This is a genomic window from Streptomyces sp. NPDC005141, assembly GCF_053599975.1.
This window is the reverse complement of record NZ_JBSFYW010000057.1, coordinates 1-25,038: the sequence shown is the minus strand read 5'-3', so window position 1 is coordinate 25,038 and position 25,038 is coordinate 1. Positions and strand designations below refer to the sequence as shown.

The following is a 25,038-nucleotide window of genomic DNA, read 5'->3' as shown; positions in this document are numbered from 1 at the left end:
TTTCCTGCCCTGCTCCGCAGGAATCCGATTCCTCCCCGGCCCGAAGGCCGAGGCATCCTCGGAGGAACCCGGTGAACGGGCCCGCTCTGCGCGCCGTCATCGCGGACGACCAGGCCCTGGTGCGTACGGGTTTCGGGATGATCCTCGCCGCCGACGGCATCGAGGTGACGGCCGAGGCGGCGGACGGGGCCGAGGCGGTCGACGCCGTCAGGCGCACCCGGCCCGACGTCGTCCTCATGGACATCCGGATGCCGCGGATGGACGGCATCGAGGCCACCCGGCGCATTCTCGGCAGCGGAGCCGACGGCTGCGACGGCACCCGGGTCATCATCCTGACCACGTACGACCTCGACCACTACGTGTACGCGGCGCTCACCGCCGGAGCGAGCGGCTTCCTGCTCAAGGACGTCACCCCCGAGCACCTCGTGGCCGCCGTGCGCCTGGTGCGCTCCGGCGACGCGCTGCTCGCGCCCACGATCACCCGCAGGCTGATCGAGCGGTTCGCGCACCGCCAGGAGTCCCCGCGCACCGGCCTCCACCGTGACCTGTCCGGGCTGACCCCGCGCGAACTGGAGGTGCTGCGCCTGCTGGCGACCGGCCTCAGCAACGCCGAACTCGCGGACCGCCTCTTCCTCAGCCCGACCACGGTCAAGACGCACGTCGGCCGCATCCTGTCGAAACTCGACCTGAGGGACCGCGTGCAGGCCGTCGTCCTCGCCTACGAGAGCGGCCTGATCTCCCCGCAGGGACCGCCCGGCACCGACTGACGGGCGCGGCCGGGAGCTTGGTCGCGAGGTCAGAGCGGTGCCGAGGCGACCGCGCGGGTGATGGCGCGCGCGATGCGCAGGATCCCGGGGGAACGGACCGGGCAGGGCCTGGGCTTCGACGTGGTGGGGGCCAGGCAAAAGTGGAGGGGGTCGTCGTCGCGGTGGAGCGCGGTACGGCCGCTGCCGGGCCGGGTGCAGTAGGGGGTGTGCTCGCGCTCGTACGCCGTGCAGGGCAGGTACTGGGTCCAGGCATAGCGGTCCGAGGCGGGGCTCACCGCTTTCCCGGCGTCGGCGAGCAGCGCGCCGGACGCCCGTGCCTGTCGCTCGTAGACCGTGTTGACGCGCCGGACCCGTTCGGGGGTGATCGGGTCCGGGCCCTGGAGCACCCACACGACCTTCGTCCCGCCGGCCCCCGCGATCTGGTCCGCCAGCCTGCCCGCGTCGGCGGCGTAGCGGGCCAGGTAGGTGTCGTGCGCCCTGTCGTACGTGATGCCGTCCATGCATGGCGTGTAGCCCCACGCGTTGCCCCAGAACTGGAGCACCACGAAGTCGGGCCGCAGGGAGCGCACCAGCGCCGCCGCCTTGTCCTTCGGCGGGACGAGGGAGTCCTCGTGCGTGCCCTCCAGGTAGTCGCAGAGCGTCGTGCCCGAGTACGGGGCGCTGGTGTAGCGCGCGCCCAGTTCGCCGCGCAGGAGCCCGCCCAGCACCTTCTGGTTCTCCGTCGCGAGGGAGTCTCCGAGGTAGAGGACGGTGGGACGCCTCGCGGGCGCCCGGTCGCCGGTCGCGGGCCCCGTTCCGGTCGGTGGCGCGGTTCCTGAGGGGGACGCGGTTGCTCCCGGTGACGAGAGGGAGGACCCGTCGCCCGGTCCGCCGGGGCGCCGGTGTGTGGTGGAGGACATCTCGGGCACCGGGTGTCCGGGCGGTGCGGCATCGGGCACGGAGGACGGATCACCGCACCCGCCGAGCACGAGGAGGCACATCGCCGCCACGGCCGTCCACGGTCTGCGCATGCGGCAACTCCCGTCCCCGGCACGGAAATGCGGCCCCCAGACAAGCACAGGGGGACATGAGGGGGAAGGTGCGTTCGAGCCGAGAGGCGACCGCAGGGGCGCGGCCCGGCCGCCCGGCCGCCGCCTGTCAGGAGTCCCTTCCGCAGCGCCGGCCGCCCGCCGCACCGCGGCGAGCACACGGATCCGTGCCGGCCTCGGGCGTCCGCCGGTCGCCGAACGCGGCGGAGTCGCGCCGGGGGTGGCGGGGGGTCAGTCGAGCCAGGCGCCGTCGCGCATGAGGGTGCGTCCCGCCAGCTCGTTCGCCTCCCGCCAGGCCTGGGTGCGGCGCGGCCGGATCCGGAAGTACTGGTAGGGCGCGTCGGTCTCCTGGCGCGGGTCGAAGCCGGTCTTGGCCGCGAACGCGTCGGCCGTCTTGTCGCCGAGGTCGGCGATGTCCACCGGCTCCGCGACGCCGTCGACGATCACGACGTCGCGTGTCGGGCCGAGGCCCAGGCGCACCTGGGCGTCGGCCAGCAGGTTGCGGCCGGTGACCGAGGTCCGTGGTGTCGAGACGAGGAACGCGGTCCCGTCCCAGAGGTAGGAGAGCGGGACGAGGTGGACGCCGCCGGAGGCGCCCGCTGTCGCGACCCACAGGTCGACGTCGTTCTCCAGCCTGGCGCGGGTGTCGCGCAGTCGCTCCTGCAGTCCACGCGGTGGCACGTCCGTCATGTTTCCTCCAGCGGTGTCAAGGAGAGCTCCCCTCCGGGGAGTTCTTCGTCGGTTGTCGGCCGGGTGCGGGCGGTCGTGGCTGCCACGGCCGCCAGGGCGCCGACGGCTTCGCGCACACCGATCATGTCGTGTGCGCGGTGCGTCACGAAGCGCACGTGATGGTTGGGCAGCGGCAGGACGCGCACGTTGTGGCCGGCCAGGCGTGCGGCGCACTCCTGCGCGCTCAGCCCGGCGAGGCGTGCCATGACCATGTTGGTCGGCCGGGGCGGGCGCATCACCGTCACGCCGGGCAGCGCGGCGAGGCCGTCGGCGAGCGCGGCGGCCCTTCGGTGGTCGGCGGCCAGGTCGGGCAGGCGGTCGAGCGCGATCAGCGCGGGCGCGGCGACAACTCCCGCCTGGTGCAGGGAGCCGCCCAGCCATCCCCTCAGCTCGCGGGCGTACGCGGTGTACGCGGACGTCCCGCACAGCAGGGCGCCGGCCGGCGCGCCGAGCCCTTTGGTGACCGAGAAGGCGATGCTGTCCGCGGGTCCGGCGAGCTGGGCGGGTGGGACGTCGAGGGCCACGGCCGCGTTCGCGAGGCGGGCGCCGTCGAGGTGGACGTGCGCGCCGTGGCGGTGGGCCAGCGCGGCCACCGAGCGCGTCGCCGCGGCGTCCAGGGCGTTGCCGGCGTGCATCATGCTCGTGTTCTCCAGACAGACCACGGTCGGCCGGCCTGCCGGGGCGGACAGCAGCGCGGCCAGGGCGTCGAGGTCGGGCAGGCCGTCGAAGTGCTGGGCCACCGGCACCAGTTCGATGCGGCCGAAGCGGCGCAGTCCGGCCGATTCGAGGAACGCCATGTGGGTGCCGGCGCCGGCGATCAGGCGCGGCGGCGGGGATCCGGGGCCGAACGCGGCGAGCGGGGCGAGCAGGTTCGCCATCGTGCCGGTGGGGGTGAGCAGGGCGGCCTCGGTGCCGAGCAGCTGGGCCGCCTTCTGTTCGAGGAGGGCGACGGTGGGGTCGTCGCCGTACACGTCGTCGCCGACCTGGGCCCGGGCCATCGCCGCGCGCATCCGTGCGTCCGGCACGGTGCGGGTGTCGCTGCGGAAGTCCAGCCGCGGGCAGGAAGCGGGCTGCGGAGAAGCGGACTGCGGGGCGGAGGGCTGCGGGGAGGTGGACTGCGGGACGGTGGGCTGCGGGGCGGCGGGCTGCGGGGCGGCGGGCTGCGAGGCGGTGGGCTGCGGGGAGGCGGTGGGCTGCGGGGAGGCGGTGGGCCGGGGCATCGTGGGCTACCGTCCCGGCCGGTGGGCCACCCAGACGGCGCGGGGCCGGGTGTAGCCCTCCACCGCGTGGATGCCCAGTTCGCGGCCGTAGCCGGACTGGCCCATGCCCGAGACGCTGACCGTCTCCTCGGTGTCGCCCCAGGTGTTGACCCACACCATGCCGGCGCGCAGGGCCCGGCCGAAGTGCTCGGCCCGGTCGGCGTCGGAGGTCCAGACGGAGGCCGACAGGCCGTAGGCGGTGTCGTGGGCGAGGTCCAGGGCCCGGGCGTCGGTGTCGAACGCCGCGACGGACAGCACCGGGGCGAAGAGCTCCTCGCGCCAGGCGCGGGTGTCGAAGGGGGCGCCGTCCACGATGACCGGGTGGACGTAGAACCCGCCGTCGAGATCGTTTCGGACCTCGCGGCGGCCGGGCGGGAGGATCACCCGGGCGCCCCGTTCCGCCGCTTCGTGGACCGCCTCGGCCGCGCGGTCGGCGGCGGCCCGGCTGATCAGCGGGCCGAGATCGGTGCGGGGGTCCTCGGGCGGGCCGGTCCGCAGGGCGCCGGCCAGTTCGGCGACGCGGGTGACGAACTCCTCGTGCACGGCCCGGTCGACGATCAGGCGGGTCCCGGCCACGCACATCTGGCCGGTGTTGCCGGTGAAGCCGGCGACGACCGCCCGTGCGGCCGCGTCCAGGTCGGCGTCACGGAAGACCACGACGGGGCTCTTGCCGCCCAGTTCCAGGGAGACGGGCTTGAGGCCGTCCGCGCAGCGCCGGGCGACCTCGCGGCCCGCCGCCGTCGAGCCGGTGAAGGAGACCATGCCGACGTCCGGCTGCCCGCAGAGCAGCCGGCCCGTGTCGGCGCCGCCGTAGACAGCGCCGAGCACGCCGGGGGGAAGCAGGCCGTCGGCGCTTTCGACGAGGCGGCGGATCGAGAGCGGGGTCTCGGGTGCCGGTTTGACGACCACCGTGTTGCCGTACGCGAGGGCCGCGGCGATCTTCCAGACGGCCAGCAGGAGCGGGTAGTTGTTCGGGCAGATCGCCGCGCACACCCCCACCGGCACCCGGTCGGTGTAGGTGCGCATGCCGGGGCCGGCCGGGTGGGTCTCCCCCACCGGGTACCGGGCCGCCGTGGCGAACCAGTCGACGACGTCGGCGGCGAAGTCCACCTCGGCGGCGGCGCGGGCCGTGGGCTTGCCCGCGTTGCCGCGTTCCAGCGCCGCGAGGTGGTCGCGGTCCTCGCGCAGCAGGCCGGCGAGTTCGCGCAGCAGCGCGGAGCGGCGGGCCGCGGAGGTGTCGGCCCAGACCGTGCGGAACGCGGTGTCCGCGCGGGCCACGGCGTCGGCGACGCCGGGCCCGTCGGTGTCGGGCACCCGGGTCAGGACGCGGCCGGTGGCGGGGTCCAGGACGGGCCGTCCCGCCGGACGGCCGGTGTCCGGCGGGCCGGTGACGGCAGGAGCGGTGACAGCAGAAGCGGTGACAGCAGAAGCGGTGACAGCAGGAGCGGTGACGGCAGAAGCGGTGACGGCAGAAGCGGTGACGGCAGGAGCGGTGACGGCAGGAGCGGTGACGACGGAACCGGCGTCGGCTGAACCGGACTTGGCTGCAACGGCGTTGGGGCCGACAGGCGCTGAACCGGCGTCGGCGGCGTCGGCTGAACCGGCCCTGGCTGCAACGGCGTTGGGGCCGACAGACGCTGAACCGGCGTCGGCGGGGCCGGTGGTGGCTGAACCGGCGGCGGCATGGTTCGTCGTGGTCATCCCAGCACCTCCGCGTTGCCGGCCAGGCGCAGTTCGGCGTCGATCCGGGTGAGCAGGGCGAGGAACGCCTCGCGTCCCAGGTCTGTGCCCGCGCTGGACAGGAGCCTGAGGTCGTAGCCGTCGGGATGCTGCCACCAGGCGTCGCAGGCCCCGAACTCGGCGCTGAGGTAGCCGAGGTGGACCGGGCGTCCGCCGAGGTCGCGGATCTCGTCGGTGGCGGGGTGCTTGTCGCGCCGCGGCGGGAACCGAAGGCGTCCGCCGCCGGTGCGCTGGGCGGTCAGGCGCAGTTCGCCGCCGGCCGGCGAGGCGTAGACGACGTCCAGTTCGCGGACGGCTGCGCCGTCGCCGAAGACGGCGGCGCTGTCGGCGTGGAAGGGGCCGGCGGCGAGGGGGATTCCCTGTTTGCCGAGGAAGGCGGTGAGCTCGGCCGAGGCGATCCACCGGCCCTCGTGCGCCCGGCCGCGCCGCTGGAAGGCGAAGACGCCGGTGGGCACCGCCACCATGTCGGCCGGGTGGCGGGCCCAGTAGCTGAGTTCGGAGAACGGGGTGGCCAGGATCCGGGGCAGTGCCTCGGGCACGGCGGGGCGCAGCGCGGCGAACAGCGCGATGATCTCGTCGTCGGTGAACTCGCCGTCCAGTACGGAGAGTTCGACGGTGGTACGGGCCATCCGGGCGCTGCCGGCCCGGTGGCCCAGGTAGTCGGTGCCGAGCCAGAGCACCCGGTCCCCGCCGATCTCGTGGGGGCGGGTCTGGCTGCCCCACAGGCAGGGGTGGTCGGCGGCGGGGAAGGCCCAGTCGTAGAGGAACTGCTTGAGGCGCAGCCGGCGTCCGCCGCCGAGGATCTCGGTGCGGTAGCCGGAGGGGTTGGCGTCGCTCCAGGGGCTGCGGCCGGCGGCGTCGACGCGTCCGGGGGGTGCCTCGCGGCGCAGGGTGCCGGTGCGGGTGTGGCAGCCCTCGGGCAGTTGGGCGGGCTGCCACAGCACGAAGGTGCACCAGTTCTGGGCGCGGGTCTCGTCGGTCACCGGGGGGACGGGGTCAAGGTCGGCCGCGTGGTGCAGGACCTGCGGGCGCCACCGGGGGACGGAAGGGCTCACTGTGACTCCTCGGGTGGGTTCTGAGTTCCGTGAGGTGGTCGGTCCAGGCGGAGGCCGATGCCAGGAACATCCATTCGCCGACGCCCAGTTCGGCGCGGAGGGCGGCCGGGGGTGCGGGCAGGCCGAAGGGGGTGCCGAGTTGGCCGGCGAGTTCGGTCAGCCGTCGGGTGTATCCGGGGTCGGCGGGGCTGGGGAAGCCCTGTTTGCGGCGTGCGCGCACCGAGTCGGGCAGCAGGTCGGCGAGTGCTGCTTTGAGGAGTCCTTTGTGGGTGCCGGGCTGGTTGGTGTCCTTGAGGTGTTCGGGGCAGCGGAAGGCCAGTTCGGTCAGGGTGACGTCCTGGAAGACGGGCCGGTCCTCCAGGGTGAAGGTGGCTGAGGTGGCGTCCACCATGTCGTTGACGTAGACCAGGAAGCGGCGCATCAGGTGGTGCCGGCCGCGTTTGAGGGGGGATGCGGTCTTGAGCGCCCGGTATTCGTCCAGGGTGCGTTCCCACACCCGGTCGGTCACCGCGCTCATGTCGACGTCGAGTTCGTGGGCCATCCAGCTGATGAGGCGGGCCCAGACGGGGCGTTCGTCGGCGTGCAGGCGGTGGGTGAGGTAGTGGCGTCCGTGGATGAAGGTGGGGGCGTAGGGGTCGACGACGGGGAAGTAGCGGCCGTCCTGGTATCCCCAGAGTTCGTCGGCTCCGTGTCCGGAGTAGACGACGACGTTCTTGTCGTCGGCGATGGTGCGGTAGAGGTGGTGCATCGCCAGTTCGGCGCCGTGCAGCAGGGGCCGCATCAGCCGGGTGGGCAGGACGGGCACCAGGGCGGCGGTGCTGTCGCTGTCGAGGTCGCAGACGGTCAGCGGGACGCCGAGTCGGCCGGCGACCTCGGTGGCGTAGGAGACGTCGTCGCCGGAGCCGCCGATGCCGTCCTGGTAGCGCAGTACGTATCCGTCCAGGGGCACGCCCTCTTTGGTCAGGGCGGCGGCGATCGCGGTGCTGTCGACGCCGCCGCTGAGGACCGCGGCGCGGGGGACGTCGGAGACGGACCGTTGCCGGACGGCCCGGTCGAAGGCGGCCCTGATCTCCTCGGGCCGGATCGGGTCGTCGACCGCGGCGGGTTTCCAGTAGCGGTGGGTGCTGGTGCGGGGGCGGTCCAGGAGGAGGTATTCGGCGGGCTGCAGGGATCGGATGCCGCGCAGCCAGGTGTGGTCGTCGGCGGCGTCCATGCGGATCCAGGAGCGCAGGAGGAACTCTTCGGGGTCCACCTCGGGGGTCACCAGGCCGGTGCGCAGCAGGACGCCCTGTTCCGAGGCGAACAGCAGGGCGCCTTCGGTGACGGTGTAGAAGAGCGGTTTGACGCCGAAGTGGTCGCGGGCCAGGACCACGCGGCCGGTGGTGGTGTCGTGCCAGGCGAGGGCGAACATGCCGTCCAGCGGGCGCAGTGCGGCCCCGGGGTCGTCCTGGCGGCAGATCTGCTGGAGCACGAACTCGGTGTCGCAGGTGGTGCGGCGCGGCCACAGGGGTGGTGCGGGTGAACGGGAGCCGTAGACCTCGCCGTTGTGGACCAGCACGATGCGGCCGGTGGGGTCGGTCATCGGCTGGTCGCCGGCCTCGGTGCGGTCGCGGACCGCCAGGCGGGTCGCGCACAGCATGACGGTGCCGCACGCGGAGACGTAGGGGGCGCAGGCGGCCTCGCCGCGGTGTGCCATGGCCGCGGTCATGGTCCGGCCCAGGGCGTCCAGCCATGCGGCGTCGCGCCGTCCGTCCAGGCTGATGTAGCCCGCTATGCCGCACACGAGTCGTTCTCCGGTTCCTGCCCGTGGCGCCATGTCTGCCACAGGTGGGCGAGCGCGTCGGTGAAGACGTGCTCGATGCCGTGGTGGCCGCCCGCGTGTTCCTGGTAGACGTGGGGGACGTGGTGGGTGTCGAGGGCCGCGTGCAGTGCGCGGGCTCCCCAGTGCATGCCGTATTCGTCGCGTTCGCCGACGCCGAGGTGGAGCAGGCCCAGTGCGGTGAGCGGGGCGGTGTGGGCGGGCAGCATCCGGACGGGGTCGTGGGTGAGCCAGCGCTGCCAGACCCGGTCGCGGAACACTCCGGTGACGGGGTCGCAGGGCAGGGCGTCCTGGGGGGTGGTGCGGGGCTGGTCGGCGTAGCACATGCCCATGGCGATGAGGCTCATCGCCACCATGAAGGGTCCGTCGTGCGGGCCGCTGTCGCGGCGGGCCAGCAGGGCGTCGACGCCGCCGGCCGCCCGGATGGTGTCGAGGGTGGCGGGGAGCAGCGGCAGATAGCTGTGTTCGAACCCGGCGTCGGGCGAGCAGGCGATCACCGCCCCGAACAGCGGGGAGGTCATGCCCGCGACGAGGGCGCCGTAGCCGCCGCTGGATTTGCCGCCGACGGCGCGCCAGGCGGGCTGGGGGCGGGTCGCGAAGCGGCGGTCCACTTCGCGGACGGTCTCGGCGAGGTAGGTGGCGTAGCGGCCCGAGGCGGCGGAGTCGAGGTACTGCGAGCCGCCGTAGGCGGTGGTGCAGTCGGGTACGACGAGCAGGGCGGGCGGCACCCGGCCGTCGGTCATCGCCTGGTGCAGGCGGTCGGCGACGGACGGGCCGAAGGCCAGGGCGCGGTTGCCGAGGCCGGGGTGGGCGCCGAATCCGGGCAGCCAGTAGATGACCGGGTAGCGGCGCACGCCGTCGTATCCGGGCGGCAGGTGCACCTCGATGCGGCGGCGGTGCGGGTCGCCCAGCGGGTTGCCGCGCAGGCAGGTGCTCTCGTGGTCGAGTACGACGGTGCCGTTCACGGGGTGTTCGCCTCCCGCAGTGCGCGGTCCATGTGGCGTGTGTAGAAGGACGGGTGGTGGAAGACCGCGGAGAGCAGGACGCCGTCGCTGGCCCACAGGCCGAAGGAGCTGCCGAACAGCAGGTCGGCGTCGAGCAGGGCCTCAAGGGTGCTCGCCGCCGTCTCGGTCCAGCCCTCGGCGCCGGCCAGGTGGGCGCGGGCCGGGCCCTGGCCGAGGCGGGTCACCCGGTCGGCGACCGGGTCGAGGAGGAAGGCGGTCTCGGTGCCGTGGTCCTCGTACAGGGAGATGACGTGGCGTCCGGAGCCGTGGTCCAGGGCGCGGTACCAGTAGTCGGTGGCCACCAGGCGGTCCAGGAGTTCGCGCAGCAGGTCGGGGCAGCTGCGGCTCTGGCGGCCGTGGCGGTCGGTGGCGGCGTCGAACGGCGGTACGGGGGTGGCCGGGTCGAGGGTGACCTCGGCGTAGAGCTGGTCGAAGTCGTAGGCGGCGGGCGGGCGGGGTCCGTCGGTCAGGGCGGCCTTGCCGCCGGCGGCCTCCAGGACCTGGCCCGGGCCCCACAGCAGGCCGTCGCGGCCCAGTTCGTCCAGCCGGCCAAGGGCCTGGACGGGGGTGAAGGGGAACATCGTCTTGTTGCACCAGGAGTAGTCGCGTTCGCCGTCGCCGCTGACGCGCCAGCCGAAGGAGGAGGGCACGGTCACGGCGGCGGGGATCGCCTGGACGTAGCGGTCGAAGTTCGCCGCGGCGCGGGCGCGGACCGCGTCCGGGTCGGACAGGGGGCGGCGTTCGGTCAGCACGCCGGGCGGCGAGACGCTGTGCGCGGGCACGAGTACGGCGTCCAGGCGCGGTGCGTCCTCCTCCTGGAAGGCGGCGGCGGTCCGCTCGTGCAGCAGGGCGTCGCCGCACAGCATGACGGCGGCGTCGGCGGTCTGCACCAGCACGCTCATCTCGGGGAACGGCACGGCCGAGGGGAAGGTCCGCAGGGTCGCCGCGCCCAGGGTGAGCGTGTCGCCCGGTGTCACCGGGTGCAGGTGCTCGAAGCCCAGGCGGCGCAGGGTCCAGGCGATCGCCTGGTGTCCGAGGCCGGAGGCGGTCAGCCGGGGCGGCACGGGGCCGGCGGGGTAGATGCAGGTGACGGCGGAGCTCTGGCGGGGGCTGTCGTCGAAGTCCACGTCAGCGCCGTCGGCCAGCTGCCGCAGGGAGGGGAAGTGGTGGTGGTCGAAGTGGTGGTGGCTGAGGACCACGTAGTCGACACCGTCGTCGAGGACCTGGCGGACCAGGTCGTGGGGCAGCGGCGGGTGATGTTCCCAGAAGCGGTCCAGGCGCTGGGTGAGCCACGGGTCGAACAGGATCCGCTCGCTGCCGGTCTCGACGAGGACCGCGGCGTGGCCCAGCGAGGTCAGGCGCATCAGGTGCTCGTCTCGTACACGCAGCGGAAGCCGACCTCGTTGTGCCGGTCGGTGATCAGGTCCTTGCCGCGGTAGAAGGTGGTCAGGCAGGTGGGCGGCGAGGTCCAGGTGCCGCCGCGCAGGACGTGGAAGGCGTCCTTGCGGTTCATGAAGTCCAGCGGGTGGCGTCCCTGGAAGAAGGGGTCCATGTCCTGGCCGGTGTAGAAGTTGGTGCGGGTCAGTTCCCACACGTTGCCGGACATCTGCAGGACGCCGTAGGGGCTGGCGCCCTGCGGGAGGGCGTCGGCGGGCAGCACCGGGTGGTCGGGGTTGGTGCCCTGTTCGACGGTGAGCAGCAGGGCTTCGAGGGAGTCGAGGTCGCTCACCTGCTCGCCGAAGGACCGCTCGACGTAGTTCACCCGTGCGGGGTCCCAGTCCTGGCCCCAGGGGTAGCGGCGGCCGTCGACGCCGCGGGCGGCCTTCTCCCACTGGACCTCGCTGGGCAGGGCGCCGCCGGCCCACTTCGCGAAGGCGTAGGCGTCGTACCAGTCGAGGCCGACGACCGGCAGGCCGGGCGCGTTGAAGCGGGCGTCGTGCCCGTGCGCGGGGCGGTGGGAGCGTTCCAGGGGCTGGTCGGGGTGGTCGAACTCGCCGGAGTCGCCGACCTCTTCGAGGAACTGGCGGTAGCGGGCGTTGGTGACGGTGGTGCGGTCGATGAGGAAGGCGGGCACGTCCAGGGCGCGCAGGGTGCTGTCGTCCTGGGCCATGCGGAAGGCGTCGGGCTTTTCGTCGGCGCCGATGATCGCCGGGCCGGCGGGTACCGGGATCACGTCGGTGTGCCGGCGGGGGCGGCTGCGCGCGGCAGCGATCCGGGTCCGCATGTCGGTGAAGTACTCGTCCTCCAGGCGGCGCAGTTCGGCGGGGTCGCGGGTGCCGAAGACGGCGATGAGGGCGCGTTTGGTCAGCGCCGCGCCGCAGCCGACGGGCTTGCGCGCCCAGTCGGGCCGGGTGAAGTTGCTGGGCCAGCCGGAGATGCGGATGAGGTCGGGGACGGCGGCGGCGATCCGGTACTGGGTGATGACTTTGAGGGCGGTGAAGGCGACCCAGTCGACCGTGTCGTGGGTCGCGGCGGCCACGGCGCTGCCCGCGGCGGAATCGTCCGCGTGGTGGGCGGCCAGCAGCCGCACCGCGCCGGCGCGCACCGGCCACTCGGGGTGGGCGGCCACCAGGCTCGCCAGCAGCGGCACCCCGTCGGCGGTCCGTGCCTTCTGCCCGGCCAGGTCGACGACGCGTTCCACCGAGGCCCAGTAGCGGTCGTCGGTGGAGTCGTCGATCACCAGCAGGTCGGCGGGAAGGTCGATGACGTGGGAAACGCGATTGCCTACCATTTCTGCCTCTCTCGGGACGACGTGCCGCCCGTACGGAAATTGAATTCCGTACGGGCGGCACGTATTTCGCTGTCAGAGGATTACCACTTGCTGGTCTCCTCGTCCGCGTCACGGGTCTCCATAAAGGTGCGGTCGCTCATATTCCACTCCTTCCGCAAATAGCTTGTGATGTGGCCGAGCGGCCTCATGGCCCGAGAGGATACGCAGGGCGCCGAAGGGGTGGCAACGAACCGTTTTCCGGCTCGGCTTGAACATGAACGCCCTGTGATACATACGGGTAAATTCGCGGGCGATCCGATGTCAAGAGAGGGAGGACGAGAAATGGTGGAGACCGATTCCGGGGGAATACGGGAGAACGGATTCGTGCGGCTTCCGGGGCTCGCAGCCGGTGACGCGCTGGTGCGGCTGCGGCGGGCGGTGGGCGCGCTGGAGGACCTCACCCGCGACCGCGCCGTCTCGGGCGGGGACTTCGTCCTGGAGGCGCCCGGCATCGGCGGCTGGGCGGCCTGGCAGCAGGGGGAGCGCGCACTTGCGGGGGTGCTGCGGTCGGCGGACCGGATCCATGTGCACGTCCCCGAGTTCGAGGCCGTGCAGCGCTCGCTCGACCTGGCCGGCGGGGCGGTCGCCCGGGCCGCCGGCGCCCCGGGCACGCTGGTCAACTCCTTCCTGTGGGCCAAGCCGCCGGTGGTGGGCTCGGCCAAGCCCTGGCACCAGGACATGGCGTTCGCGCCGCCCGGCTTCGACGCCGGCGAGCACGGCATCGTGACGGTGTGGGTGGCGCTCGAGCCGGCCACCGTCCGCAACGGCTGCCTGGAGTTCCTGCCCGGCTCGCACCTGCTCGGGCTGCTCCCGCACACCGGGGACAGCGAGCGCCTGCCGGGCGAGCCGCCGCTTCGGCGGGCGCGGGAGCCGCAGGTCGCCGACGAGCATCTGCCGCGCACGGCCGTGGTCGCCATGCCGCTGGAGCCGGGCTCGGCCGTCCTGTTCGACGGGCTGGTGCTGCACCGCTCGGCGCCCAACACGACGGCGGCGCAGCCGCGCACCGCGGTCAGCTTCGTCTACCGGGTGCCGCGGCCGGCGTGGTCGCGGCCGGTGGCGGCCGGCGCCTGACCGCGGCGTTCAACTGCCGCCGGGCGGCGGTCGAACACCGCGGTCAGGACCCGGGCGCGCGGCCGGGGACGCAGGCCGGTGGGGTCAGGAGCCGGGCGCGTGGTCGAGGACGTAGAAGCCGGTGCCGTCCAGGTGGCGGATCGTGTTCAGGTCGCGCTGGACGACCTCCTCGAGGTCGTGCAGCAGCGTCACGATGACCGGGTAGGTGAGGTCGTCGACGGTGCGGACGATGTCCTGGCCCGGTTTGACCGGGGTCACCAGGGCGTGGAAGCTCTCCAGCCGCTGGATCTCCTCGATGCCCCGGTAGTGGCTGAGCACGCCCCGCACCGGTGAGACCATGCCGGCGATCGCGCAGTGGCGGCGCAGGGTGTACGGGTGCTGGGCGCGGGCGTGGAACCGTTCGGGACGCAGGTACGCCTCGACGGTCCACTCCAGCTGCGAGGCGCCGATGCCCAGGCCGGCGCTGGCCGGGATGCCGCCGCCGGCGATCCGGGCGCCGACCTCCACCAGGCACGGCCCGGCGGGGGTCATCCTGATCTCCACGTGCGCGGGGCCGTGGCGGATGCCGAGGGCGTCCAGGACCTGGAAGGCGTAGTGGGTCAGCGGGGCCGCGGCCCGGTCGCCGGAGTCGGTCAGCGCGAGGGCGTCGCACAGGTCCAGGACGCCGTTGGCGCTGACGCGGCTGGTGCGCCAGATGTCGCAGACATGGTGGCGGCCGTCGCGGCTGACGGTGTTGACCATGTACTCGGTGCCGGGGAGGTACTCCTGCGCCACGGCCCCGTCGTTGGCGCGGGAGAAGACGTCGTCGGTGCCGGCCAGCGAGGTGAAGGCGGCGGCCGACTCCTCGGGTGTGTCGCAGAAGAAGACGCCCTGGCTGCCGGCGCTGCGCAGCGGTTTGACCACGACGCGTCCGCCCAGTTCGCGGTGCCAGGCGGCCAGTTCGCCGGCGTCGGTGGCGCGCAGCTGGCGGGCCGCGCGCAGCCCGGCGGCACGCACGGTCTCGACCATGACGTGTTTGTCGCGTCGTGCGGTGCTCAGGGCGGTTCCGTTGCCGGGCAGGCCGAGCCGTTCGGCGAGCAGGTCGGCGAGTTCCACCCCGGACTCGCCGCCCGAGACCACCGCGAGGGGCGTGAACGCGGCGAGGGCGGTGAGGGTGGCCGCCACGTCGCCGTCGTGGACGATGTCGGCGATGAAGTCGTCACGGACGTAGGGCGCCGACCGGTAGACGAGCGGAACGTCGCGTGTGCTTTGCACACGGACGACCGAACATCCTTTTTTCCTGAATTCAAGAACGAGTGAACGGACGGCGGCGTAGGCGTCGACCATCACAATGCACGGGCTGTTCCCGGTGGTTGCTGTCATATGTTCACGATAGGCAGCGGCCTTCGTCGCCGAAATGTGTTCAGCTCTGGCATCCTCCGGCTTCTGGAGGGGCTTGTGATGACATTGACCTTGTTTCCGGCGGTGCGCCGTTCGCCGAATTTCACTCCCGTATTGCTGTTCGTCAACGCGTGCGGGAGTTTCCTGCTTCTGGTGAGTCTGTCCACGCGGGTGGGGTCGGCCACCGGGTCGGGGCTGCTGGCCGGGGCGGTGCTGAGCGCACCGTGGCTGCCCGCGCTGCTGCTGGCGCATCCGCTCAACTCGCTGCTGCGCCGGCACGCCCCCGAGCACCTGGTGCGGGCGGCCGAGGCGGCGAGTCTGGTGCTGACGCTGGCCGCCCTCGCGGCGCCGGGCCACGCGCTGGCGGCCGTGGCCACCGTCCTGGTCCTGGCCCGCGGGTTCTGCGAGGCGCTCACCCGCTCGGCGACCTCCCTCGCGCTGCGCGCCGCCGTCGACCCCGGGCGGCTGGAGCGCGCCAACACCCTCGCGGAGATCGGCAAGCTGACGGGGGTCAGTCTCGGTGCGGCGCTGGCGGGGCCGGCCGCCTCGATCCTGCCGCTGCGGGGTCTGGTCGCGGTGAACGCGGTGCTGCTGGCGCTGTCCGCGCTGCTCGCCTGGGCGCTGCCGTCGCCTGCCGGGACCACCCGCGCGGACACCACCGCCGGCACTGACCGCACAGGCGGCACGGACGGCGAGGCTGCCGGGGGTGCCGGGGGTGCCGGGGGTGCCGGGGGTGCCGGGGGTGCCGGGGGTGCCGGGGGTGCCGGGGGTGCCGGGCAGTATGCGGAGGGCGGGCGGCTGCGGGTCACCGACCCGGTGCTGCGCAGGCTGTTCGCCCGGTTCCTGCTGGTGGCGTTCTGGCAGGGGTTCCACACCGTGGCCGTCACCGTGATCCCGCTGCAGGTGCTGGGCGGCGGGACCCGGCTGGTGGGCGTCTTCGTCGCCGTCTCCTCGGTCGCCGTCTTCGCCGGGTCGCTGACCGCCCTGCCCGCCCAGCGCCACCTCGGGCAGCTGCCCTCGGCCGCGTGGGCACTGGCACCGATGCCGTTCCTGGCCACCGCGGTGCTGGCCGGGCGCACCGCGCCGACGCTGGTGCTGTACGCGCTGTTCCTGGTCCTGTTCGAGGTCGCCTACGTCCACTTCAACAACCGGCTGCTGGCGGCGGCCACGACCGAGCAGCTGCCGGCGGTGGTGACGCTGCGGGCCACACTGCTGCCGCTGGGCGTGGTGGTGTCCATCCTGCTCACCGGCGCACTGTGCGACCTGGCGGGACCCTTGCCGACGGCCCTGGCAGTCACGGCCGTCTCCGTCCTGGTGACCGCCGCGACCAGCACCAGTGGGCAAACCTGGAGAAGCCCCGTACGGGATACGTGATCAGGATGGCAGGGGCGTCGATGCGTGCGCCGGCGCACACCACCCCCCTCGCCCCTGACCCGAAGGAGATCCGCCGTGCGGGTTCTCATCGTGCCGTTCCCCTTCAAGACACACCTGTTCAACCTGGTTCCGCTGGCGTGGTCGCTGCAGACGGCCGGGCACGAGGTGCGGGTGGCCGGCTGGCCCGACCTCCTGGACGCCGTCGCCGGTGCCGGACTGACGGGCCTGGGCGTGGGACCCGGTGAGAGCCCGCAGCTGCGCAGACGGCGCGACGAGCGGCGCCAGGCGGCGGCCGCCGCCGCCCCGTCCGGCGCGCGGAAGTCCGCGCAGGACGGGCTCGGCCCGCTGTTCGAGCTGGGGCCCGACCGTGCGCGGCTGGACTGGGAGCAGGTCACCTCGGTGATGGACGACCTGGTGCTGCCGCAGGCCCGGCGGTCCAACGACTCGATGATGGAGGAACTGGTCGCCTTCGCCCGCACCTGGCGGCCCGATCTGGTGCTGTGGGGGGCGAAGGCGTTCGCGGGCGCGGTGGCCGCCGCAGCGGTCGGGGCCGCGCACGCCCGGGTGCTGTACTCCGTCGACGTCTACTCCCGTATGCGGGAGGACTTCCTGCACGCGCAGGCACTGCAGCCGCCGCACGACCGCGCCGACCGGCTCGGCGACTGGCTGGCGGGCTGGGCCCAGAAGTACGGCTGCGCGTTCTCCGAGGAGCTGGTGAACGGGCAGTTCACCATCGACCCGCTGCCCCGGGCGTTCCGCCCCGACGAGCGGCCGACGACGCTGCCCATGCAGTGCGTCCCCTACAACGGGCCGGCCGTGGTGCCGCGGTGGATCGCCGAACCGCCGCGGGCGCCGCGGGTCCTCATGACCTTCGGGGACGCGGTCAACGACGGTCCGGTGCGCCAGCTGCTGCCCGTCGAACGCATCCAGGAGATCCTCGACTCGGCGGCCGGCCTGGAGATGGAACTGATCCTGACCCTGCCGCGGGAGTCCCGGCACCGGCTGCACCGGGTGCCGGCCAACACCCGCCTGGTGGAGTCCGTGCCACTGGCCGACGTCCTGCCGACCTGCGCGGCCATGGTGCATCACGGCGGCACCTGGTCGTTCGGCTGCGCCCTGCGCTACGGCGTGCCGCAGCTGCTGGTCAGCCGGGCGTTCGACGTCCCGCTCAAACTCCGCTGCCTGGAACGCTCGGGGGCGGGACTGGCCATGAAGCCCGCCGAGGCGGACGGGCCGCGGGTGCGGGCCGCGCTGGACCGGCTGCTCCACGACCAGGGGCTGCGGGCGAACGCCCAGCGGCTGAGCCAGGAGGTACTGGCCATGCCCTCCCCCAACGAGATGACACGGACCCTGGAGGACCTGGTCGCCGCCCACCGGGCCGGCACGGCGCCCGCGGACGTGCTGCGGGCCAGGACGAGCGAGGTGTCCGCGCAGCTGCCGGCGTCCGGGGCGGTGCCCGCACAGGTGCCGGCGTCCGGGCCGGTGCCCGCCGTGCGCTGAGCCGCGACGGCGGCCAAGGCGGAAGCGGCCCCGCACCCTTCAACGGTGCGGGGCCGCCGTCCGGTTCAGGCGGTTCAGGACGCCGGGACCGGGTCCGGGGAGGCCTGGCAGGTCGCGTCGATGCCCTTCTTGGAGGCAGGACGGGTGCCGTCGCGCAGGTAGTCGCCGACGAAGGTGTTCAGGCAGGCGTTGTTGTTCGCCGACAGGGCCGCGCCGACGTTGTGGCCGCCCTGCTCCAGCACGAGGCGGGAGTTGGGGAACAGCTTGTGCGTGCGCACCGCGCCGGTCGTGCCGTGCGCGGTGTCGAACTCCGGCTGCACCAGCAGGACGTTCACCGAGGGGTCACCGACCTTCTGCGGAGTCTGCGCGGGCACCGGCCAGAACGCGCACGGTGCGTTGTACCAGGCGTTGGTCCAGGTCAGGAAGTGGTTCCCGGCGGCGTACTGGCGGGAGTAATCCTTGTGCCAGCGGCTCCAGTTGCGCGGCTGGGAGGCGTCGGTGCACTGGACCGCGTTGGTCATCGCGTGCCGGTTCTGGTGCGGGAAGCCCGGGTCGGAGTAGTTGGCCCGCAGCGAGGCGGGGTCCTGGCGCACCACCCAGTCGGAGAGCACCTTGGCCCGGGAGAGCCAGGTCCAGCTGCGGTAGACGACCGGCTCGAAGACGTCGGCCCACTCGGACGGGCCGATCTTGCCGTCGAGGGGGGCGGCGGCGAGTGCGTTCTGGCCCCGGTAGTAGTTCGCCTCGACGTCGGCGGCGGTGGTGCCCAGGTGGTAGACGGCGTCGTACTTGGCGACCCAGGTGAAGAAGATCCGGGCGTTCGTCTCGGACGTCTCGTTCTTGGCGAGGTTGTTCTTGTACCACTTGCCGTTGGGCCGGGTCACGCTGTCCAGGATCATCCGCTTGACCCGGTGCGGGTAGATCGAGGCGTAGACCGAGCCGAGGTAGGTGCCCCAGTCGGTGCCGAAGTAGGTGATCTTCTCCTGGCCGAGGGCGATCCGCATCCGGTCGAGGTCGCGGGCGGCGTCCTTGGTGGTGAGGTGGTCGAGGACGTCGCCGTAGGTGTCGCCGCAGCTCTGGGCGTAGGCGCGGGCCCGCTCGGCCCATTCCTGTTCGGCGGCAGGCGTGGCGGGCACGGGGTCGGGCTGCGCGTGGCCGGGGTAGACGTAGCTGCTGTCGCAGACCACGGACGGTTCGCTGGCGCCGACGCCGCGCGGGTCGAAGCCGATCCAGTCGTAGGCGGCGCCGACGTCCTTGGCCAGCCCGGTGGTGCCCTGGGCGTAGCGGGTGGGCAGGTCGCGGCCGATGCCGCCGGGCCACTGGCCGCGGTTGAGGATGACGACGCCCTGGTACTGGCTGTCGGGGGCGGTGTGGACGGCCCGGGTCAGCGCGAGGCTGATCTTCCTGCCGCCGGGGTCGGCGTAGTCGAGCGGTACCTGGACCGTGCCGCATTGCAGGCCCTTGAGCAGGCTGCCGAGGACCGGGTCGGTGTCGGGACACGGCGACCAGGCGATGGTCCCGGCGTCCGCTGCGGCCGGCCGGGCCGCTTCCTTGGCCGCCGCGGCCGGGACGACGGCCGGCCCCAGCAGGCCGGCCACGGCCACCGCGGTGACCCATGCGAGCTTTTTCACGTGATTTCCCCTCCTGGATTCAGCGCGCTCGCAGCCTGGCAAGGGCCCGTCCACTTCTGGTCAAGAGTGGCTGGAAACCCGCTGGAGTGATCAGGTGCGGAGATGCATCGCGGCCGCGGATTTTCCTAGCATGGGGTCACGAAATCCCAACCCCCCAGGAGTGGAAATGGCTGACTCGGCCATTCAGGGAATCAAGACCGTCCTGCATCCGGTGAAGGACGTGGCCGCGGCGAAGAAGGTGTACGCCGCCCTGCTCGGCATCGAGCCGCAGACCGACTCGGAGTTCTATGTCGGCTTCGACCTCGCGGGCCAGCACATCGGGCTGGTGCCGGCGGGAGCGCAGGACATCACCTCGCCGGTCGCCTACTGGCACGTCCCCGACATCGAGGCGAAGCTGGCCGAGGTGACCGCCGCGGGGGCCACGGTCAAGAGCCCCGCCGCCGACGTCGGCGGCGGCCGGCTGGTGGCCACCGTCACCGACCTCGACGGCAACGTTCTGGGGCTGCTGCAGGACAGCTGACGCCGTTGCTGTGAGCCTAAGAGACTCTCAGCCTTCCGGGTATTTCTGCCCGGAAGGTCCGTCACATCACCAAAGCGTGAGGGCTTCGATGTGAGGACGGTCTCTCGTTTCTGCCTGCTGCTGTTGCGGCAGAGTTGCGCCACCTGCCCGCCCCCGCCCGGCTTTGCGTCCGGGCGGGGTGGTGCGGGTCTTCCGGTCAGCTCCACGAGGCTTCAACGCCTTGACGGCGTCCGGGTCTCCGGCCATTCCGGTACCCGTTACTGCGGCTGCCGCGAGCGCGGCGAGGTTACGTGCGGCGTTGGCGTCCCGGTCGAGGACCAGGCCGCAGGCGTCGCAGTGGTAGGTCCGGATGTGCAGCGGCAGTTTGGCTTTCACCACGCCGCACCCGGAGCAGGTCTTGGAGGAGGGGAACCAGCGGTCGGCGGCCACGATGCGGCAGCCGTTGCGGCGGGTCTTGTAGGTGAGCTGTCGGCGGATCTCGCTGAATGCGGCGTCGGCGATATGCCGGGCCAGGCGCCGGTTGCGGAGCATCCCGGCAATGTTGAGGTCTTCGACCACCACGGTGCCGTACTCGGCCGCCACGGCACTGGTCAGCTTGTGCAGGGCGTCTTCCCGGAGGTTCGCGACGCGGTAGTGCACCCTGCTGCGTGCCTTGTTGGCCTTCTCCCACCGGCGGGACGGCTGCTGTCCGGTACGGCGGTCCGGGCCCCGGCGTCGGGACACGGTACGGGAGACGCGGCGCAGCTTTTTCAATGCGGCATCGAGGTGTCGCGGGTTGGACACCTCGCGGATCTCGCCGGTGCTGTCGGCCATGACCGCCAGGGTCTTGATGCCGAGGTCGATGCCGACCGCGACGCCCGGGCGGGCGACGCGCACCAGGTCGCGCTTCACCTCGGCGTGGAAGGAGACGAACCAGCGGCCGCGTTCGTGGCGGACGGTGGCTGCCAGGATGCGGGCGGTCCCCGCCTGCAGGCGGCCGAGGAGTTTGACCGAAGGCTCATGGACACGGATCGTGCCCAGGCGTGGCAGCGTGACGTGCCGGCCGTCGGTCTCGACGCGGATAGTGCCGGTGGTGAACCGGCAGGACAGACGCGCCTTTCGCTTCGACTTGAACCGCGGCATCCCCAGCGCGCGCCCCTTGCGCTTGCCCTGCTTCGACTTCGCGTAGTTGTCGAACGCGGCGGCGGCGTTCGCCAGACCGGTGTTGTACGCCTCCTTGGAGTTCTCCTGCCACCAAGCGGCGAACCTCTGGTCAGTGTGTTTGGCCTCGTTGAACGCCTTGCGCAGCGTAGGTAGCGACCAGGGCCGCCACGGCGTCAGGTCTGTCTCAACGATGCCGTACGACGCCTCAGCGCGGCGCTGCCACCACGCCGCCTCGACCCAGCCGACAGCCCAGTTGTATGCGACCCGCGCCGCACCGCAGTGCGACCGGAGCGCCTGCTCCTGACCGACGTTCGGGTCCAGCGCGAACCGAAACGCCTGCGCCACGAAACCAGGCTGCACCTGGAACTTCTTCACTCGGCGGCCTCACCGGTCACCACGGCCACCGTACGGGCAGCCCGCCGCCCGCTCCCCACTCAGGAGGCTTCACACGACCAAGATACCCACTGCCATGGGCTGAGATTCACTGATGACTCGCATCAGGTTGTTAGCTCCCCTCGAGTCCGTTTCGAGGGGGCTTTTAGGCGCGCGGCCTAGCCTCGCCGGACGGGACTGGGTCACAGGCGGTCCCCTCCCCGGGACGGGGGCCGCGCAGGGCACAAGGACCGGCGGTCCGAGGACGACCGGGAATCAGGCAGTTCTCCAGCGTGGACCGAGTGGTATCCGTCCCCTCGCCGAAAAGGGAAAAGGCATGCTTCGAGCGCGGAATTCCGACTGCGATGTGGTCGTATGAGAATCCTCGTCACCGGCGGAGCCGGGTTCATCGGCTCGCACTATGTACGGACCCTGCTCGAGGGGGGTTATCCGGGTTTCGAGGACGCGCACGTCACGGTCGTGGACCTGCTGACGTACGCGGGAAACCGCGACAACCTGCCCGCCTCCCATCCGCGGCTCACCTTCGTACGGGGGGACATCCTCGACCGGGACCTGCTGGGCGGTGTCCTGGCCGGCCAGGACGCGGTGGTGCACTTCGCGGCCGAGAGCCACGTGGACCGTTCGATCGCCGGCGCCGCCGCGTTCGTACGCACCAATGTGGAGGGCACCCAGGCGCTGCTGGAGGCGTGTCTGGCGGCCGGTGTCGGGCGGGTGGTGCACGTCTCGACGGACGAGGTGTACGGGTCCATCGAGGAGGGGGTGTGGACGGAAGGGTCCCCGCTGCTGCCCAACTCCCCCTACGCCGCCTCCAAGGCGGCCTCCGACCTCGTCGCGCTGGCCTACTTCCGCACCCATGGCCTGGACGTCTCGGTCACCCGCTGCTCCAACAACTACGGCCCCTACCAGCATCCGGAGAAGTTCATCCCGCTCGCCGTCACCCAGCTCCTGGAAGGACGGCCCGTCCCCGTGTACGGCGACGGCGGGCAGGTCCGCGAGTGGCTGCACGTGGACGACCACTGCCGGGCCGTGCACCGGGTGCTGACCCGGGGCAGGGCCGGCGAGGTCTACAACATCGGCGCCGGCACCGCGCTGGCGAACCTGGCGCTGGCCCACCGGATCGCCGAACTGTGCGGGGCGGGGCCGGACATGATCCGCCACGTCACCGACCGCAAGGGCCACGACCGGCGCTACGCGCTGGACCAGGGCAGGATCGAGCGGGAGCTCGGCCACCGGCCGCTCACCGCCTTCGACGCCGGCCTGGCGCAGACCGTCGCCTGGTACCGGGACAACCCGCAGTGGTGGAAGCCGGCCAAGGACACGGGCGGCGGGCGATGAGCGCACCGGCGCGGCTGGTCCCCCGGTCCCGGACCGCGACCGCCGAGCGGCTGGCCCGGTCGGCGGCGACGGCCGACGGCGTCCACATCGCGACGTCCGAGGTGCCGCTGTGGCTGGAGCGGGTGCGCCGCTCCGCGGGGGCGACGGTGCGGCGCATCCCGTTCGCCGGGCTCGACCACTGGTCGTTCGCGCCGGACACCGGCGACCTGCGGCACCGGTCGGGACGGTTCTTCACCATCGAGGGCCTGCACGTGGTGCGGCCCGGCGCCCAGTGGCAGCAGCCGATCATCGTGCAGCCGGAGATCGGCATCCTGGGCATCCTGGCCAAGGAGTTCGACGGCGTCCTGCACTTCCTCATGCAGGCGAAGATGGAACCCGGCAACCCCAACCTGGTGCAGCTCTCCCCCACCGTGCAGGCCACCCGCAGCAACTACACCAAGGCCCACGGCGGAGCGGCGGTGAAGTACCTGGAGCACTTCGTCGAGCCGGACCGCGAGCGGGTGGTCACCGACGTCCTGCAGTCCGAGCACGGCGCCTGGTTCTACCGCAAACGCAACCGCAACATGATCGTCGAGACGGACGGCGACGTCCCCGCCGACGACGCGTTCCGCTGGCTCACCCTGGGCCAGATCAGCCGGCTGCTGCGGCTGGACAACATCGTGAACATGGACGCGCGCACCGTGCTGGCGAGCGCTCCGGCGGCCGCCGCGGAGCCGTGGGCGCTGTCCTCCGACGCGGGCCTGCTGGCCTGGTTCACCGCGGAGCGGGCCCGGCAGGACGTGAGCGTGCGCCGTATGCCGCTGCGCGAGGTCGCCGGGTGGCAGAGCGACGAGCACTCCATCAGCCGGGCCGACGGCCGGTTCTTCAAGGTGGTGGCGGTGTCGGTCGAGGGTGCGGGCCGGGAGGTGGCCGGCTGGACCCAGCCGATCATCGAACCGGTGGAGCGGGGCGTCGTCGCCTTCGCCCACCGCGTGTTCGACGGCGTCGCGCACGTCCTGGTGCACGCGCGCGTGGAGGGCGGCTTCCTCGACACCGCCGAGCTCGCGCCGACCGTGCAGTGCGCTCCGGCGAACTACCCCCCTTCGGCGCCCGGGCACCGCCCGCCGTTTCTCGACCTGATGCTCGACGTGCCCGAGGACCGGATCCGCTACTCGGCCGTCCACTCCGAGGAGGGCGGCCGGTTCCTCGACGCCGAGAGCCGCTATCTGATCGTCGACACCGACGAGGCCACCACGCCCGCGCAGCCGCCCCCGGGATACCACTGGGTCACCCCCGGCCAGCTGAACTGGCTCGCCGGGCACAGCCGTTACGTCAACGTGCAGGCCAGAACACTGCTCGCCGTCCTCAACACCGGGGCAGCCGGCCCGCCCCCACGGACCGCCTGAGCCCTGCTCCTTCAGCGCACGGCCCGCCCCGGTTCGACGGGTTCCGTACGAGCCGGCGCGGGTCCCGTTTCCCCGGGTTCTGTACGAGCCGGTCCCCCGGCGCGAATACAACTCACCCGGCACGGCGGCGCGCCTGGCGGGTGGCCATGTCGGTGGTGCCGTGGCGCTGCGTTCGGGACAATCGAGCCGGTCAAGAAGGCGGTGCTGTGGACGTTCGGACCGCTGGGGGCGCAACCCTCCCGAAGGCGCGCGGCTCTGCGGGTTCTGTTGACCGTGGCGGACGGTGTCGTTTCACTGACGCCGCGCCGCGCGACACGCCGAGCCCGGGCCCGCCATAATGAGCGTATGGCCGCCAGCCCACAGTCCCATGCGTCCGGGAAGGACGCGGAGGACCTCGCGCTGTACCGGGAGAAGTTCCGGCGTCGTCTACCAGAGTCGCTGGACGAGTTGCGCGGTCCCACCCGGGGGGTCGTAGAGCTGCCACTGCACGTGGCCTGGTCCGGAATGACCTTGTACGACATGTCCAAGCCGCGACAGCGCATGGGCCTGTACCGCACCGTCCTTCACGAGGGTTTGAGCGAGGACCTGTCCCGCTACCTCAATCAGAACCTGCTCCTCCAGATGTGGCCGGTGCTGCGCACCCTCGTCGGACGCACTGTGCGTACCGTCTGGGAAGACGCGTTCCCTGAGCTTGCCGCACGCACTCGGGCAGCCGTATGACGGACATGCCGGAGCTGCACGCACGGCTCCTGGCGGATGTGATCGCTCTCGGTTCTGCGTACCAGCTGGTCCTCACCGGCGGGTACGCGGTGCGGGCTCATCGCCTGGTCAGCCGTCCCAGCCAGGATCTCGATGTCGCCACGGAGAACCCGGCACCGATGGCCGATATCGCTGCCACGCTCCGCGCCGGCCTGGAGCGCTGGAGATCGCCCCGCTGTCCGCCCGTTTCACCGGGTTCCTTCGAGGATGCCTTGGCCTTCAGGCCGGGGGGAATCGGACTCCTGCGGAGCAGGGCAGGAAGCGGGATTTCGCCCCCAGGGCGGAACACCATCCCCCTGATTGGGTAAGGTGCACGCCGTGCGGTGCGAGAACCAAGCGCGCACACCGTGCTGATCGAGAGCCAAGACAGCACATGCAC

The 25,038-nt window shown here is 72.5% G+C and carries 20 protein-coding genes and 1 pseudogene; 9 read left to right on the top strand and 12 right to left on the bottom strand.

Annotated features, from left to right (window positions below; translation table 11 throughout):
- The first annotated feature begins 71 nt into the window (after nt 1-71).
- Entirely contained in the window at nt 72-767 is a 696-nt protein-coding gene (locus ACWD68_RS32810) for a response regulator (protein ID WP_451810091.1), read from the top strand.
- Between the two features lie 29 nt (nt 768-796).
- Here the strand turns inward: ACWD68_RS32810 and ACWD68_RS32805 are convergent, their stop codons facing one another.
- The 9 genes from ACWD68_RS32805 to ACWD68_RS32765 form a co-directional block, all read right to left on the bottom strand.
- The gene (locus tag ACWD68_RS32805; RefSeq protein WP_451810090.1) at nt 797-1,777 is read right to left on the bottom strand and encodes an SGNH/GDSL hydrolase family protein; all 981 of its coding nucleotides are present in this window, start codon (nt 1,775-1,777) and stop codon (nt 797-799) included.
- A gap of 249 nt (nt 1,778-2,026) precedes the next feature.
- Nucleotides 2,027-2,485 (bottom strand): pyridoxamine 5'-phosphate oxidase family protein, encoded by a 459-nt coding sequence (locus ACWD68_RS32800; RefSeq protein WP_451810089.1) that lies wholly within the window; start codon nt 2,483-2,485, stop codon nt 2,027-2,029.
- Nucleotides 2,482-3,744 carry a threonine aldolase family protein gene (locus ACWD68_RS32795; RefSeq protein ID WP_451810088.1) on the bottom strand — a complete coding sequence of 421 codons (1,263 nt, stop codon included), beginning with the start codon at nt 3,742-3,744 and terminating at the stop codon, nt 2,482-2,484. Before ACWD68_RS32795 ends, ACWD68_RS32800 begins: the two co-directional genes overlap by 4 nt.
- Nucleotides 3,745-3,750: 6 nt before the next feature.
- Nucleotides 3,751-5,484 (bottom strand): aldehyde dehydrogenase family protein, encoded by a 1,734-nt coding sequence (locus ACWD68_RS32790; RefSeq protein WP_451810087.1) that lies wholly within the window; start codon nt 5,482-5,484, stop codon nt 3,751-3,753.
- Complete coding sequence (locus ACWD68_RS32785; protein ID WP_451810086.1) at nt 5,481-6,506, bottom strand: hypothetical protein; 1,026 nt, start codon at nt 6,504-6,506, stop codon at nt 5,481-5,483. The genes ACWD68_RS32790 and ACWD68_RS32785 overlap by 4 nt, the downstream gene beginning before the upstream one ends.
- A 13-nt stretch (nt 6,507-6,519) precedes the next feature.
- A complete protein-coding gene (locus tag ACWD68_RS32780; protein ID WP_451810085.1) occupies nt 6,520-8,361 on the bottom strand; it encodes an asparagine synthetase B family protein in 1,842 nt (613 codons plus the stop codon).
- On the bottom strand, nt 8,349-9,362 hold the full coding sequence (locus ACWD68_RS32775; protein WP_451810084.1) for an alpha/beta hydrolase: 1,014 nt from the start codon (nt 9,360-9,362) through the stop codon (nt 8,349-8,351). The genes ACWD68_RS32780 and ACWD68_RS32775 overlap by 13 nt, the downstream gene beginning before the upstream one ends.
- On the bottom strand, nt 9,359-10,765 hold the full coding sequence (locus ACWD68_RS32770) for an MBL fold metallo-hydrolase (RefSeq protein WP_451810083.1): 1,407 nt from the start codon (nt 10,763-10,765) through the stop codon (nt 9,359-9,361). The genes ACWD68_RS32775 and ACWD68_RS32770 overlap by 4 nt, the downstream gene beginning before the upstream one ends.
- Nucleotides 10,765-12,132 (bottom strand): formylglycine-generating enzyme family protein, encoded by a 1,368-nt coding sequence (locus ACWD68_RS32765; protein ID WP_451810082.1) that lies wholly within the window; start codon nt 12,130-12,132, stop codon nt 10,765-10,767. Before ACWD68_RS32765 ends, ACWD68_RS32770 begins: the two co-directional genes overlap by 1 nt.
- A 321-nt stretch (nt 12,133-12,453) precedes the next feature.
- On the opposite strand from ACWD68_RS32765, the gene ACWD68_RS32760 reads away from it, so the two are divergent.
- Entirely contained in the window at nt 12,454-13,242 is a 789-nt protein-coding gene (locus ACWD68_RS32760) for a phytanoyl-CoA dioxygenase family protein (RefSeq protein ID WP_451810081.1), read from the top strand.
- An 84-nt stretch (nt 13,243-13,326) separates the two neighbouring features.
- Here ACWD68_RS32760 and ACWD68_RS32755 read toward each other — a convergent pair whose 3' ends face one another.
- A complete protein-coding gene (locus tag ACWD68_RS32755) occupies nt 13,327-14,568 on the bottom strand; it encodes an ATP-grasp domain-containing protein (protein ID WP_451810115.1) in 1,242 nt (413 codons plus the stop codon).
- 114 nt (nt 14,569-14,682) lie between these two features.
- Between ACWD68_RS32755 and ACWD68_RS32750 the strand changes: the two genes are divergently transcribed.
- Both ACWD68_RS32750 and ACWD68_RS32745 read left to right on the top strand, forming a co-directional pair.
- Nucleotides 14,683-15,996 (top strand): hypothetical protein, encoded by a 1,314-nt coding sequence (locus ACWD68_RS32750; protein WP_451810080.1) that lies wholly within the window; start codon nt 14,683-14,685, stop codon nt 15,994-15,996.
- Between the two features lie 75 nt (nt 15,997-16,071).
- Nucleotides 16,072-17,496 (top strand): nucleotide disphospho-sugar-binding domain-containing protein, encoded by a 1,425-nt coding sequence (locus tag ACWD68_RS32745; RefSeq protein WP_451810079.1) that lies wholly within the window; start codon nt 16,072-16,074, stop codon nt 17,494-17,496.
- A 74-nt stretch (nt 17,497-17,570) separates the two neighbouring features.
- On the opposite strand, the gene ACWD68_RS32740 is transcribed toward ACWD68_RS32745, so the two are convergent.
- The gene (locus ACWD68_RS32740) at nt 17,571-19,124 is read right to left on the bottom strand and encodes an alpha/beta fold hydrolase (RefSeq protein ID WP_451810078.1); all 1,554 of its coding nucleotides are present in this window, start codon (nt 19,122-19,124) and stop codon (nt 17,571-17,573) included.
- A gap of 166 nt (nt 19,125-19,290) precedes the next feature.
- Here ACWD68_RS32740 and ACWD68_RS32735 point away from each other — a divergent pair, with 166 nt between their 5' ends.
- The gene (locus tag ACWD68_RS32735) at nt 19,291-19,644 is read left to right on the top strand and encodes a VOC family protein (RefSeq protein ID WP_451810077.1); all 354 of its coding nucleotides are present in this window, start codon (nt 19,291-19,293) and stop codon (nt 19,642-19,644) included.
- A gap of 66 nt (nt 19,645-19,710) precedes the next feature.
- Here ACWD68_RS32735 and tnpB read toward each other — a convergent pair whose 3' ends face one another.
- Nucleotides 19,711-21,162, bottom strand: coding sequence for an IS607 family element RNA-guided endonuclease TnpB (gene tnpB / locus ACWD68_RS32730; protein WP_451810076.1), 1,452 nt, complete (start codon nt 21,160-21,162; stop codon nt 19,711-19,713).
- 372 nt (nt 21,163-21,534) lie between these two features.
- On the opposite strand from tnpB, the gene rfbB reads away from it, so the two are divergent.
- The 4 genes and pseudogenes from rfbB to ACWD68_RS32710 form a co-directional block, all read left to right on the top strand.
- The gene (gene rfbB, locus ACWD68_RS32725) at nt 21,535-22,515 is read left to right on the top strand and encodes a dTDP-glucose 4,6-dehydratase (protein ID WP_451810075.1); all 981 of its coding nucleotides are present in this window, start codon (nt 21,535-21,537) and stop codon (nt 22,513-22,515) included.
- On the top strand, nt 22,512-23,900 hold the full coding sequence (locus tag ACWD68_RS32720; RefSeq protein WP_451810074.1) for an NDP-hexose 2,3-dehydratase family protein: 1,389 nt from the start codon (nt 22,512-22,514) through the stop codon (nt 23,898-23,900). The genes rfbB and ACWD68_RS32720 overlap by 4 nt, the downstream gene beginning before the upstream one ends.
- Nucleotides 23,901-24,245: 345 nt before the next feature.
- Entirely contained in the window at nt 24,246-24,620 is a 375-nt protein-coding gene (locus ACWD68_RS32715; RefSeq protein WP_451810073.1) for a hypothetical protein, read from the top strand.
- A 5-nt stretch (nt 24,621-24,625) separates the two neighbouring features.
- A pseudogene (locus ACWD68_RS32710) lies at nt 24,626-24,820 on the top strand (nucleotidyl transferase AbiEii/AbiGii toxin family protein); the annotation flags it as partial.
- Nucleotides 24,821-25,038 lie beyond the last annotated feature (218 nt).

Bases quoted from the DNA above. Each gene is read 5' to 3' on its own strand.
- ACWD68_RS32770 (WP_451810083.1), bottom strand. From the start codon at position 10,765: ATGCGCCTGACCTCGCTGGGCCACGCCGCGGTCCTCGTCGAGACCGGC.
- ACWD68_RS32790 (WP_451810087.1), bottom strand. From the start codon at position 5,484: ATGACCACGACGAACCATGCCGCCGCCGGTTCAGCCACCACCGGCCCC.
- ACWD68_RS32760 (WP_451810081.1), top strand. From the start codon at position 12,454: ATGGTGGAGACCGATTCCGGGGGAATACGGGAGAACGGATTCGTGCGG.
- ACWD68_RS32805 (WP_451810090.1), bottom strand. From the start codon at position 1,777: ATGCGCAGACCGTGGACGGCCGTGGCGGCGATGTGCCTCCTCGTGCTC.
- ACWD68_RS32735 (WP_451810077.1), top strand. From the start codon at position 19,291: ATGGCTGACTCGGCCATTCAGGGAATCAAGACCGTCCTGCATCCGGTG.
- ACWD68_RS32755 (WP_451810115.1), bottom strand. From the start codon at position 14,568: ATGGTCGACGCCTACGCCGCCGTCCGTTCACTCGTTCTTGAATTCAGG.
- ACWD68_RS32765 (WP_451810082.1), bottom strand. From the start codon at position 12,132: ATGGTAGGCAATCGCGTTTCCCACGTCATCGACCTTCCCGCCGACCTG.
- rfbB (WP_451810075.1), top strand. From the start codon at position 21,535: ATGAGAATCCTCGTCACCGGCGGAGCCGGGTTCATCGGCTCGCACTAT.
- ACWD68_RS32715 (WP_451810073.1), top strand. From the start codon at position 24,246: ATGGCCGCCAGCCCACAGTCCCATGCGTCCGGGAAGGACGCGGAGGAC.
- ACWD68_RS32800 (WP_451810089.1), bottom strand. From the start codon at position 2,485: ATGACGGACGTGCCACCGCGTGGACTGCAGGAGCGACTGCGCGACACC.
- ACWD68_RS32750 (WP_451810080.1), top strand. From the start codon at position 14,683: ATGACATTGACCTTGTTTCCGGCGGTGCGCCGTTCGCCGAATTTCACT.
- ACWD68_RS32720 (WP_451810074.1), top strand. From the start codon at position 22,512: ATGAGCGCACCGGCGCGGCTGGTCCCCCGGTCCCGGACCGCGACCGCC.
- ACWD68_RS32795 (WP_451810088.1), bottom strand. From the start codon at position 3,744: ATGCCCCGGCCCACCGCCTCCCCGCAGCCCACCGCCTCCCCGCAGCCC.